Here is a 12,145-nt window from a genome sequence, read left to right on the forward strand (position 1 = left end):
TGAAGCGTGACGAAAGGGAGCGATGCGAAAGCATCGCTCCCTTTTATCGTTGTCGTCAGATGCCATTGTCGTCCGCTTCTGCCTTGCCGAAGCCAAGAGGCTTGGCTATTCATGACCGGACTATCTCGCAACTGCACATTCCGGAGCCGGGCGAAGCATGAAATCACTGGAACTCATCGTTGAAAGGATCATCCTGTCGAGCCGTTGGCTCCTGGTGGTCTTCTATCTCGGGCTGGTGGCAGCCCTTGCGCTCTATGCGGTGTCGTTCGTCTACAAGTTCTACAAGATAGCCATCATGGTGTTCACCTATGACGAGTCGGACATGATTCTTGCCATGCTCGGGCTGATCGATGCAGCACTGGTTGCCAGCCTCATCGTCATGGTGATGATTTCCGGATACGAAAACTTCGTCAGCCGTTTCGACGAGGGCGACGCCGAGGTGTCGTTCGTTGGCAAGCTTGATTCCGGTAGCCTGAAGATCAAGGTGGCGTCGTCGATCGTGGCGATCTCATCCATTCATCTGCTTCAGATTTTCCTGAATGTGCAGAACTACACCAGCGAGCAGCTGATGTGGGCGACCATCATTCATATCGCTTTCGTGGTTTCCGCGCTGATGCTCGGGTTCCTCGAGCAGATTATGACGAGACTGAAGAAGTAAGCGGTAAGCAGTAAGCAGAGCAGGGGACCGGACATGAAGACAGACGTCGTTGTTTTGGGCGCAGGCATCGTCGGCCTGTCGACGGCTATTCACCTCGCGCGGCGGGGCAAGTCCGTGGTGTTGCTCGATCGCCGCGGCGCGGGGGAGGAAACGTCCTATGGCAATGCCGGCCTCATTCAGCGCGAAGGTGTCTTTCCCTACGGCTTTCCGCATGATTTCGGCGCGCTGTTCCGCTATGCGCTGAACAACACCATCGACGCGCACTATCATGTCCGTGCATTGCCGGGCCTGGTGCCGTTCCTCATCCGTTATTGGTGGAATTCGGGTTTTACCCAGCACCAGAACATCGCTTCGATGTATGCGCCGCTAATCGAAAATTCGATCACCGAGCATGCCGACCTCATCAACGCATCCGGTGCCGGAGACCTCATCCGCAAGGACGGTTGGATGAAGGTGTTCCGCACCGAGGGGGCGCGGGACGCGGCCTATAAGGAAGCGGAAAAGCTCTCCTCGACGTTTGGCGTCAACCACCAGAAACTCTCCAGCAGCGAGCTGAGGGTGATGGAGCCGTCGATCCGGGCGGACCTCACCGGTGGCCTGCGCTGGACCGATCCTTGGTCGATCCGCGATCCGCACAGCCTGAACAAGGCCTATCTCACCTATTTCCAATCGCTCGGCGGCCGGCTTGTTTCCGGTGACGCAGCGACGCTTGAGCATATTCTCGAAGGTGCTGGCTGGCGCGTTGCAACGCCGGAAGGCCCGCTTGAAGCCAAGGAAGTCGTCGTGGCGCTCGGCCCATGGGCCGACACCGTGACCAAGAAACTCGGCTACCGTTTCCCGCTGGCAGTCAAGCGCGGCTACCACATGCACTATGGCATGGAGGAGGGCGCGCAGCTGAACAACTGGGTGCTCGATGCCGAAAAGGGCTATTTCCTGGCGCCGATGCTGCGCGGCATCCGGCTGACCACCGGTGCCGAATTTGCCAATCGCGATGCACCGAAAACGCCGGTGCAGTTGACACGGGCAGAGCGCGTCGCCCGCGAATTCTTTCCGCTTGCCGAGCGCCGTGACGATGAGCCCTGGATGGGCGCGCGCCCTTGCACGCCGGACATGATGCCGATCATCGGCAAGGCACCGCGTCACGAGGGCCTCTGGTTTGCATTTGGCCATGCCCATCACGGCATGACCCTTGGCCCGGTCACTGGCCGCGCGCTTGCCGAAAAAATGACCGGCGAAAAGACGGTGATCGACATCAAGCCGTTCAGGCCCGACCGGTTCTTGGCCTGATCAGCACGCGGTAAAAGGCGCCGGTGGTGGAACCCGGCGCCCGCTCCTTTTTTGACCTTTTCCGATTCATTTCCTCAAGGCTGGAACAAACGTCAAAGTCATCCGTTATGTGGGTTGGCTGAAGGCGAGGGCTCGGTCGGCTGTGCTGTGCGCAGCGAATGGAAATGACCGTCGCGAGAAGCGGCGGCGGGAGCGGTGTTTTATGCAAAAACAGGTGATAGAGTTCGACGACGAAGCCGTGGGTGCTTTGATGTCCGAGGATAACGGGTTTCGCTTCCTCGCGGTCAAATATGGCGTCTGGAGTCTGGACGGCCGTCTGTTTTCAGATCCATCCGAAGCGAGACATGCCGTGAAGGTTCTCTTGTCCAAACCGGCATCGGGGTCGATGCCGCCAGCCAGCTTCTGGGTGCCGGGCGACGGCGACCCTTCACGCAGCCAGTTCCGTTGGAATGCGGTTTCCGCAGTCCCGTCACTCAACTCCGAAAACCGGGTCTGACAGCAAATCCTCTGCCAGCCACGAATTCACAAACTCGCCGCGCGGCCGCTGGCCGCGTGCGGCTGGATCGACTGAGTTAATCGTCCCAATCCGCCGGAATGCCGCTGTCTGCGCCGATCGCTTCCAGATCATTGCGGATGCTGACCACGCCGGGAACCGCATAGATCAGCGCTTCGATCTTGCGCCGCTCGTGCGCGGTATCGACAGTGCCTTTCAACCAGACTGAGCCCCGGCGTGCTTTGATATCGACGCCCGATGTGTCGAGGTCGCTGTCTTCCAGCAGGTTGGTGATCACCTCTTCAAGCGCGTCGTCATCCACATCGGCGTCGGTATCGTCGCCAAAGAGATCGGGGCCGTTTTTGCTTTCGATCGCCGTTTCGTCACTGCGTTGGAAACCGGGATTTCCCGCCTCGTCGAAATTCTCGCTGCCTTGCCCATAGGAGCCGTTGCCGACCTTGGTCCGCGATCCGGGCGTGGCGTCGGCATAGGGCCAGCCTTCATCCACATCGCGCTCCTCGTAATCGCGGTAATCTTCCTCACGCCCCGTGGTCTTCGGTGTTTTTCCGGTCATTGCGCTGCCCTCGTTCGAATGAAATCGAGAGGGAAACGGCTGGCGCGGCATTTTGTTCATTTCGCAGGCGAACGTTGCGAACAATTTCCGTTAGCGCAAATGAAAAATGGCGGAGCTGCTGAAGCAGCTCCGCCATTTGTAAGGGTTCGTCAAGCGCAGTTTAGTTCTGCGGGGCAGTACCGGTAGCCGGTGTCTGCGTATCGGTTCCGGTGGCCGGAGTCTGGGTTTCCGGGGTCGCAGGCGTGGCGTTCGGTGTCGTTGTGGTATTCGGCGTCACGTTCGTGTCCGGAGTCGCAGTGCCGGGCGTTGTGGTGCCTGGCGTCGCGCTATTGTCAACCGGCGGGGTTGATGTATCGGCCGGAGGCGTCGTGGTCTGTTCTGTCGCCGCCGGTTGTGTTGCGGTGCCATTGGTCTGATCATTCGACAGTTCTGCCGGCAACCAGACAAGAAGCGCCAGAACGAGACCGGCAAGCAGGATGATCAGAACGGGCCACTTCGAGCGTCCCGAGCGGGGTTCCAGCTCTTCAGGCCGCCGTTGATTGGCCAACGGATCGTTCACCGGAGCGCCTGTCAGCGGATCGATACGCGGACCTGCCTGTTCGGCCGGCCATGCTGCAGGATTCACGTTACGGTTTTCAGTGGGATCAAAACGTTGATTCATGGCGTTCATATCCTTTCGAGAAATGGTGCCTGTGCCAGCAAACGTTGAAGGCAACTGCCCGATAAACGTCGCTCGCAGTCTAAGGTTCCTCGAAAAGGCAATTTCGGCAAAAAGGTCACAAAATTGCTGGGAAACGGGTCGTTTTCAGCCTGAATCGCGTCAAAATCCGCCCGTCGATCGTTGGGGATCAGCTCGACGGCAGTTCGGCAATATCGCCAAATTGCGCGAGCAGACGCGGGCTGGTCATATCGCCGCTCTCTTCATCGACCTCGACGGCATAGGCTGCCACGCCGACAAACCGGTCGGCCATGGCTGCGGCAATCTTTTCGGCGCTCGCAGCATTGGATGCCTGGCGCATCTCTCCCGGTGCCAGTCCGCCACGAACCTTGCGGTAAGGGATAACGATGAATTTCTCGGCCATGGATGGCCCTTTCAAGGATTGACGCCGACACGGCCGGTCAGGGCCATCTCGATGGAATATGCGGCGATAGAGTGATTGCAGCAAGCACGCCGCGCCGGTGCAACGGCGCTGACCTTTAGCATTGATTACCGTGCCACTGTAACGGCAATCCGGCCGGTGATGCACAAAATTCCAGCCGCACGTTCTGACAACCGATTACTTTACATTTACCTCGAAAAAAGGGCGGACCGAACCGGCAGACGCGGCACGTCAAGATGATCGGGTGGTAACTTGACCTTGGCCCGATCCGCCATCATCGCGAAGCCGTTTTCCAGGTGACGGCAAAACCGCTCGGCATCAAACAGGGGAGCCAGGAACCTGTTTCGTGAAATTTCCTGCTTCAACCGCATCACGTCGTCCGGGCTTTGCGACAAGTGAACCGCGAGTTCGACAAAGGCGTCAGGCGTGGCAGCCGCCAGGTCGGGCAGGCCGAGCGCCGTCAACAGGCTCTCGGAAACCCGCGAGGCGAAGTTGCCGCCCTTCAGCGACACGACCGGCAGACCCGCCCATAGTTTGTCCGATGTGGTCGTATGGCCGTTGTAAGGGAAGGTATCGAGACCGATATCGGCCGCCTGCAATCGGGCGATATGGGCATCGTAGCCCGTCGAGGGGGCGAAGATGATTCTGTCCGCCGCGACCCCGCGTTTGCCGAAGGCTGCGCGAAAATTGCTGCGTGCCAGGTCGCCGTCGATCATCACCCAGAGAACCGAACGCTCGGAACGCCGCAGGATGTCCGCCCAGCGGTCAACGGCCGCAACCGATATCTTGCGGGCTGCATTGAAGGCGGCAAAGACGAAGCGATCCGCAGGCAAACCGAGCGCCACCCGATCGGCGGGTGGCGGAAGGGCCCGATGGACAGGGTCATTAGGCTGATAGCTTTCCGGCAGAAGGCAGAATTTCTCGTGGTAGTTCAGTCTTGAGCTGTTCGGCAGCACGATCCGATCGCCGATGACATAGTCGCAGTCGACATTGACGGCGCTACCGGGGAAGCCAAGCCAGGCCACCTGAACGGGCGCCACCCCCTGGTTGAGGATGTTGGACCGGGAGCCGCCGGTATGGCCCTTGAGATCGATAAGGATGTCGATGTTGTCCTGACGGATGACGGCGGCAGCCTCCGCATCGGTCTTGCCGTGCAGCGAAACGATCCGCCCCCATTTTGACCGGTTGTCGTCGGCGATGGCGTGTTGCTCGGGGGTATAGCAGTAGAGGGTGACGTCGAAGCGGCTGATGTCGTGCAACTCTAGCACACATTGCAGAAGGCGCATCGTGGCATGCTCGCTCCAGAAATCGCTGGACAGATAACCGAGGCGGATCCGTTCGCCCCAGGGATGCTGCCGCATCCGTCGCTGGCGGCCGCTGGCTGGTGAGGGGAAGGATGTCAGGCCGGGATTGTTCGTCGCAAGCCGGTTCAGCCGCTCGTCTGAGCATCGCAACAGGTTCGAATAGGCCGTTTCACCCTCAAGTGAGGAGAGGTCGCCACGGGCCAGCAGACGGGCATTCACCAGCTCAAGTTTTTCGATTGCCTCGAAATCGCAAAAGTCGCGCGCCACCGACATGAATTTGAACTGCGTATAGGGATCGTCGGGAAAGAGTGCCGCGAGCTTGCGAAACACGGTCAGCGTCAGCGGATTGCGTTCGTTTTCGCCAAGGATTTCTCCGGCGAGTTTCAGATGATCGGCCTCGTCGCTGTTTGCCAATGTGTGTGCGACGAGCTTGACAAGCGCGGTGTCGCCGGTACGGCGAAAGGATAGAGCCAAACTATAGGCCAGGGACGCATCGTCCGGCAGTGTGTCCAGCAGTTTAATGCCGATCAGCTGCGCGCGGTCATCATCGCCGGCCTGGACATACAGGCCCGTGGCACGGCAAAGCAGTGTGCCGGCATCGTGGCCGGAATGGGAAGCGGCCTGCTCAAAGGCTTGTGCGGCCTCGGCCGGAAGGCCAAGTTTTTCGAGAGCATCGCCGAGAAGCACGAGTGGGGCTGCATCCGTGACTGTTCCCAGCAGGGGGCTGAGAAGCGTCAGGGTTTCCAGATAGTCGCCCTGTTCGAATGCGACCCTTGCCGCTGCAACTGCCTGTCCGTCCATATCCGCTATTCCAGCAATCAGAGAAAAGGGTCAATACCCCCCATTGCTTGCGCGGGGCGGATCAACCGGCCGCTTGAAGCGCAGCCGAAATGCTGTGGGCTAACCTGCAATAATGATGGATATTCAAACATTGGGCGTCGCATACGTGCGGACAAGCCGGAAGAATCGGACGGCCCACGTCGTTTCGTGGCAGCGAGAGAGACGTCAATCTACCCGCCCGGCCCTATTCTAAATCTAATAGCAGCCGCGTCCTGTCCTTGCGGACGAGAGGCCTTTCGCAGATTTTTCGGAAAAATGAAACCCCGATTTTTGCTCGGCCTGTTTGTCCTGCTGCGTTGGCGGAGAAGCAGCCTGTTTTCCGGTGGGCAGCATGCGTGAAAAAATGGAGGCACGCCGTCGAATCGCGCACCCTGAACACAAGCGCCGCTTCGATGTGGCGTGCGCGCTGTAGTAGGAGAATGGCATTGTCGTGAAGTTTGGCTGGGGAACCTGGAAAGTAATCCAAGTCTATTTAAGTGATTGAAATGAAATTAACTTGTTGCTTTCATTGGTAACTTTCGGCAATTAGTCGCCTAGAATGGTCACCTAGGTTGTGGTTTGCGCATGTCCAATATGAAAAGACTGAAAAGCGGGGTCTATTATGCCCAGCTTGCCGTGCCGGTAGAACTTCAATCCATCTTCAATGCGAAGATGGTCAGCCGATCTTTGCGCACCAAAGAAGCCCGCAAGGCAAAGGAAGCGCTCCCTGACGTTTTGAAGGAATGGCATCGGTCCTTCGAAGCCGCCCGCCGTGAGGGTAAAGCGGTAAAGATTTTCTCGAATGACCGGCAGCACCTCCGCGAGATGACCGCCGAAGACAAGGCCGTTGCCGTCTGGCAGCATTATCAAAATACTCTTCAGAAAGATGAGGATAAGCGCCGGGCTATGCCCACGGCATCTCAAATACAGGCAGAGGAGGAACGCCTTTGGCGGCGGATAGAGAAGGTCGAGATCCACTCTGGCGACTTTATCGGGATGATCAACGCCCACGCCGATCTTGAAATCATGTTGCGGGCGCGAGGCGATGACACCAATTATCGGACCCGCCGTCTTGCTGCCCAGAAGCGAAATTTAATCAGCGGTGAAACCAAGCTTATCGAGCGTGATGTAGATAGCTTCATTTTAAAGCATCGGTTGCTTGTTGATAAAGGGACTGACGAATACCGTGATCTATGTGAGCTCATAACCCGATCCGAGATTGAGGGGCTTGAGCGGACTGTCGAGCGAGATCGGGGAGATTATACAGGATCACCGAAAGACCCTATTGTTAGGCCGGTTGCTGGCACTATCGCTGAAGCCGCAGCGCAAGGCGAGGGCATCATGGAACTATTCGCGACATACGCCCGCGAGAATCCCAATCAGATTAAGCCTGATACGCTGGCGCAAGCCCGCCGCGACGTGGGGCTCTTTGCCGAGCATGTCGGTAGCACGTTCCCGGTTCACCAGATCGATAAGAAGGCCGTCCGCGAGTGGAAGGCGCTCTTGCTTCAGTATCCGGTGAAGGCCAGCGAGATCAAGGCCTTCGAAGGGATGAAGCTGGCGCAGATCATCAAGCACAACGAGACTGTGAAAAAGCCCGCTATCAGCACCACGACCGTCAACCGCTACTTGTCCGGCTTTAGCGCCTTCTGCACTTGGCTGACGAACCACGGCTATCTAACACAGAACCCGGCTTCCGATATGTTCCTCAAGAAGTCGAAGGAGAAGACGACAAAGCCCTTCACGGTCGATCAAATGAACAAGTTGTTCCAGTCGCCGTTCTTCACCGGATGCCAGGACAGCGAAGCGCCCCGGTTTTGGAGCAAGCCCGGCAACGTGCAAATTCGCGATCATCGGTTTTGGGTGCCGCTCATCATGCTGTTCTCAGGCGCGCGCCCGGCGGAGATTGCGCAGCTTTCCGTCGCCGACGTGCGCGAGGAACATGGTCACTGGATCCTGCACGTGACGACAGAAGGCGAGGAAGGCAAGAGCGTCAAGACGGACGGCTCTATGCGCGTTGTGCCAGTGCATCCCGAATTGGTAAAGCTTGGCCTCCTCGACTATCACGCCGCTGCCAAGCAGAGCGGTGACACCCGCCTATTCCCGCTGGCAGAACGCAATGAGCGCGGGCAGATGATGGCAGGTTTTAGCCGTGACTTCCCGCGCTACCTGACGAAGATCGGTTTGAAGGACGGTCGCGGCTTGTCGCTCTATAGCTTCCGGCATGGGGTAGCTGACGCCCTTCGCCGCGCTGGATACCTTGATGAGCAATTTGGTTTTATCCTTGGTCACGTCGCGGGCAGCATGACGCAGCGCTACGGCACCTTGCCGCAGGGGATGCTTGAACAGCGTGTCGAGTTGGTGAAGGCGATTGCCTATCCCGATCTGAAGCTTGATCACCTTCAGCCGCAGTAGACCCTAAGCGCAAGGTCTACAAGCTGAAGCACGATATTGATGATGTTTAGGATGATTTCGAGTTTGGTCATATGACGCCCCTGATTGATTGGCGTCTATCCATCTATACGAAGATAGTTGCCGACCAAAACAACAATAAGGGAATCTTCTATGTTCAATTAATTTGAGCAAAAGACGTTTATTATCAGGAAATTTGATTTTAAGGATTCACAAGCGATTCCTGCCATGAGACAATAGTTTCCAGATCAATTTGGGAACTATCAATGAATCTCGCCTCTGCCATTTCCAGTGTAAAGAAGGCCATCGGCTTTCCGACAGAACAGAAGGCGCTTTCCCTAACCGATAACGGCATTGCAGAACTATTTGGCGCTTTCCCTACTGCTTCCGGCGTCGTTGTTACTGGAACAAGCGCAATGCGCGTCCCGGCAGTTCTTCAGGCCGTCCGGCTGATATCCGAAACTATCGGATCACTTCCCTGCAAGCTCTATCGGGAAACCGGCGACAGCAAGGAAGCTGCCAAGGATCATAGCGGCCACAAGATCACCCATAGCCGTGCGAACGACTGGACTAGCGCCGGGCAGCTTCGCATTGACCTCACCGTCGACGCGCTGCTTCATGGCGCTGGATATGCGCAGGTTGCCCGCGCTTCTGACGACCGCCCCCTTGAGCTTCACCGTCTGGATCCGTCGAAGGTGGAGCGCCGTTGCGAGGACGATGGCGAACCCTTCTATCTGGTATCCACAGAACGCGGACAAGTCCGGCTCTCCTATCGTGACGTTCTCTTTATCCCGGCATTCGCTGGCGTCTCGCCGGTAAAGCTTGGCCGCGAAGCTATCGGCATCGGCCTCACCCTCGAAAAACATACGTCCAATCTCTTCAGCGACGGCGCGCGACCTAGCGGCATGTTCTGGACCGAAAACGCTGTTCCCGACACCGACAACGGCACAAAGACCATTGCAAACATTTTGCGGGACTACCGGGCAGCCTTCAGCGGTGGAAAGCAGAACCGCCCGCTTATCGTGCCGAACGGCTTCCGTTATCAGCAGATGGCCCTTGCCAGCACCGACGCGCAGTTCCTTGAAAATCGCCTAGAGCAGATCAACGAGATTGCGCGCATCTTCGGCGTTCCCCCGCATATGCTCTATCAGCTTGACCGTTCCACATGGTCGAACGCCGAACAGATGGCCGCAAGCTTTCTTCAGCTTTGCCTTCGCCCTTGGCTCGACAAGTGGCAGGACGCTTATGCGACCGTGCTTCTCACCGACGAGGAACGCGACACCCTCTATTTTGAATTCGTCATTGATGACCTGCAGCGTGCCGACGCCGTAGCCCGCGCCGAAATCTTCGGCAAGCTTGTCGCCATGCGCGCCATGACCCCGAACGAAGTTCGCGGCGCAATGAACCTGCCCGCACTGCCGGGCGGCGACGAACTCGCCAATCCTTACACCACGACAACCACAACCGGCCCGGCAGATCGCAAGCCGCCGAAGGATGCTGAATGATCCATCACACCGCCTATTTTGGTGACGGCAAAAAGACCTTCGCCCTCACGCCAGAAATGATTCTCGAATTGGATCGGAAGACCGGCGTTGGAATTGCCGCGCTCTATGGCCGCTTCATGCGGCAGGATTTCCATTTCAACGACATGATCGAACTTATCCGCACCGGCCTTATCGGTGGCGGGACTTCCCCGGCAGAAGCGCAGACGCTTGTCGATCTCTACGCCAAGCCGCGCCCGGTCATGGAAATCTTTCCGCTTGCCTTCGACATTCTGGACGCACGTTGGAACGGCAAGCCGGATGATACCGAGCGTGTTGTTTGGACGAGTCCCGGTGAAGCTCCGGCTTACGGCCCACTTGTTGAATTTGGGCCTCCCCAGGACGAATTGCGACACGCCGCTGAAACCGGCGACATGACCGCAGCCATCAACGACGCGCTTGTGCAGGTGGCCGAATGAAGAACCACGACATTATCGCGAAGGCATCCATTACCAGCGATGAGGCGGGCACCGTCACCGGTATCGCTTGGCCGTTCGGCGCGCCGGACAGCGAGGGCGATGTTATCCAGAAGGGCGCTTTCGAATTTGTCACCGACGTTCCGATGTTCATCGAACACGACGGGCGCAAGATCGTCGGCGTCTGGAAGTCCTACAAGGAAACGGATGCGGGCCTTGAAGTGACGGGCCGTCTGTTCCTTGAGGCCAGCGGCCCGGCGCAAGAGGCGCACCGTCTTCTCCGCAAGTCCGCCCTGTCCGGCCTGTCGATACACGGCCCTATCATCAGCTTTGAGCAGCTACCGACCGGTGGCCGCAACATCACGAAGCTCACCATCAACGAAATCTCGCTTTGCAAGCGTCCGGTCAATTCCGGCGCTCGCGTCACCATCGTCAAATCCATTAATGAGGAAAACCCTATGGAGAACGAACTTGAGAACACACCGGCAGTCAATGTTGACCCGGTTGCTTCCCCTGAAGAACTGAAGGTCATTAAGGCCCGCGTGGATAAGCTGGAAGCCAAGGCTAATCGCCCGCTTGCGGCTAATAGCAATCACCCTGAAGGCCAGAACGACAACGGCGTCCGCAAGGCGTTCTCGGACTTCCTTCGCGGCACCATCGATAATTCCGGCGAAGTCCGCAAGGCGTTGACCGTTGCCGGTGATGCTCCGAGCCATATCCTCGCACCGGAAGAAACGTCCGGCGAGTTCATCCGCAACCTTGTCGAGTTCTCGCCTGTCCGCAGCATCGCCGATGTTCGCACGACCGGCTCGCACACGGTCATGCTGCCGAAGCGCCTCACCGTCACGAACGCCAAGTGGAAGGGCGAGGCCGTCGTCTCGGAAGCATCCGAACCGACCTTTGACCAGATGGAAATTTCCATCAAGGAAGCAACCACGCACGTCGATATCGGCAATTGGCTGATCGAAGATGCCTCCGCTGACGTGGAGGCTGAAGTTCGGCTTGCATTGGCTGAAGACTTCGCTGCCAAGGAAGGGCTTGCTTTCGTCAACGGCAGCGCTGCCGCCGAACCGAAGGGCTTCATGGCTGAAGCTGGTATCACGTCCGGCTTGAACGGCCATGCGACGAACCTTTCCGCCGACGCCTTTATCTCGCTCATGTATTCGCTGCCGGCGATCTACCGCAATCGCGGCACGTGGGCCATGAACGGCACCACGCTTGCAGCCGTGCGCAAGCTGAAGGACGGACAGGGCAACTATCTCTGGCAGCCCGCTTTCGTTGCAGGCCAGCCCGAAACCATCCTTGGCCGCCCGGTTGTCGAATTGCTCAACATGCCGGACATCGCCGCAAACGCCTTCCCGATCATCTTCGGTGACTTCAAGGCCGGTTATCGCATCTATGACCGTATCGAACTGGCTGTTCGCCCGAACCCGTATCTTCTGGCAACGGAAGGGCTTGTCCGCTTCCATGCTCGTCGCCGCGTCGGCGCTGGCGTCGTTCGCCCGGAAGTCTTCCGCAAGCTGAAGATGGCGACCGCATAA

11 protein-coding genes are annotated in these 12,145 nt (G+C 58.1%); 7 read left to right on the top strand and 4 right to left on the bottom strand.

The genetic code is table 11. The features are described 5' to 3' along the window. Window positions 1-157 precede the first annotated feature (157 nt). The 3 genes from R6X40_RS08060 to R6X40_RS08070 all read left to right on the top strand — a co-directional run bounded on the left by R6X40_RS08060 (window position 158) and on the right by R6X40_RS08070 (window position 2,441). Window positions 158-658 carry a TIGR00645 family protein gene (locus R6X40_RS08060; protein ID WP_318412490.1) on the top strand — a complete coding sequence of 167 codons (501 nt, stop codon included), beginning with the start codon at window positions 158-160 and terminating at the stop codon, window positions 656-658. A gap of 33 nt (window positions 659-691) precedes the next feature. Next, window positions 692-1,945 carry an FAD-binding oxidoreductase gene (locus tag R6X40_RS08065; protein WP_318412492.1) on the top strand — a complete coding sequence of 418 codons (1,254 nt, stop codon included), beginning with the start codon at window positions 692-694 and terminating at the stop codon, window positions 1,943-1,945. A gap of 202 nt (window positions 1,946-2,147) precedes the next feature. Next, a complete protein-coding gene (locus R6X40_RS08070) occupies window positions 2,148-2,441 on the top strand; it encodes a hypothetical protein (protein ID WP_318412494.1) in 294 nt (97 codons plus the stop codon). 76 nt (window positions 2,442-2,517) lie between these two features. Here R6X40_RS08070 and R6X40_RS08075 read toward each other — a convergent pair whose 3' ends face one another. From R6X40_RS08075 to R6X40_RS08090, 4 genes are all read right to left on the bottom strand, one after another. Then, window positions 2,518-3,012, bottom strand: coding sequence for a BON domain-containing protein (locus tag R6X40_RS08075; protein WP_318412495.1), 495 nt, complete (start codon window positions 3,010-3,012; stop codon window positions 2,518-2,520). Window positions 3,013-3,172: 160 nt separating this feature from the next. Next, window positions 3,173-3,673 (bottom strand): hypothetical protein, encoded by a 501-nt coding sequence (locus tag R6X40_RS08080; protein WP_318412497.1) that lies wholly within the window; start codon window positions 3,671-3,673, stop codon window positions 3,173-3,175. Window positions 3,674-3,860: 187 nt separating this feature from the next. Further along, window positions 3,861-4,094, bottom strand: coding sequence for a hypothetical protein (locus tag R6X40_RS08085; RefSeq protein WP_318412499.1), 234 nt, complete (start codon window positions 4,092-4,094; stop codon window positions 3,861-3,863). 206 nt (window positions 4,095-4,300) lie between these two features. Beyond that, the gene (locus R6X40_RS08090) at window positions 4,301-6,217 is read right to left on the bottom strand and encodes a glycosyl transferase (protein ID WP_318412501.1); all 1,917 of its coding nucleotides are present in this window, start codon (window positions 6,215-6,217) and stop codon (window positions 4,301-4,303) included. Between the two features lie 603 nt (window positions 6,218-6,820). On the opposite strand from R6X40_RS08090, the gene R6X40_RS08095 reads away from it, so the two are divergent. The 4 genes from R6X40_RS08095 to R6X40_RS08110 all read left to right on the top strand — a co-directional run bounded on the left by R6X40_RS08095 (window position 6,821) and on the right by R6X40_RS08110 (window position 12,145). Further along, on the top strand, window positions 6,821-8,650 hold the full coding sequence (locus R6X40_RS08095) for a DUF6538 domain-containing protein (protein ID WP_318412503.1): 1,830 nt from the start codon (window positions 6,821-6,823) through the stop codon (window positions 8,648-8,650). A 263-nt stretch (window positions 8,651-8,913) separates the two neighbouring features. Further along, window positions 8,914-10,152, top strand: coding sequence for a phage portal protein (locus tag R6X40_RS08100; RefSeq protein WP_318412505.1), 1,239 nt, complete (start codon window positions 8,914-8,916; stop codon window positions 10,150-10,152). Next, window positions 10,149-10,607: a gene transfer agent family protein gene (locus R6X40_RS08105; RefSeq protein WP_318412506.1), complete on the top strand. Its 459-nt coding sequence runs from the start codon at window positions 10,149-10,151 to the stop codon at window positions 10,605-10,607. The genes R6X40_RS08100 and R6X40_RS08105 overlap by 4 nt, the downstream gene beginning before the upstream one ends. Beyond that, window positions 10,604-12,145 carry a phage major capsid protein gene (locus tag R6X40_RS08110; protein WP_318412508.1) on the top strand — a complete coding sequence of 514 codons (1,542 nt, stop codon included), beginning with the start codon at window positions 10,604-10,606 and terminating at the stop codon, window positions 12,143-12,145. The genes R6X40_RS08105 and R6X40_RS08110 overlap by 4 nt, the downstream gene beginning before the upstream one ends.

The organism is Rhizobium sp. PL01, assembly GCF_033447125.1.
Taxonomy (GTDB): Bacteria; Pseudomonadota; Alphaproteobacteria; order Rhizobiales; family Rhizobiaceae; genus Pararhizobium.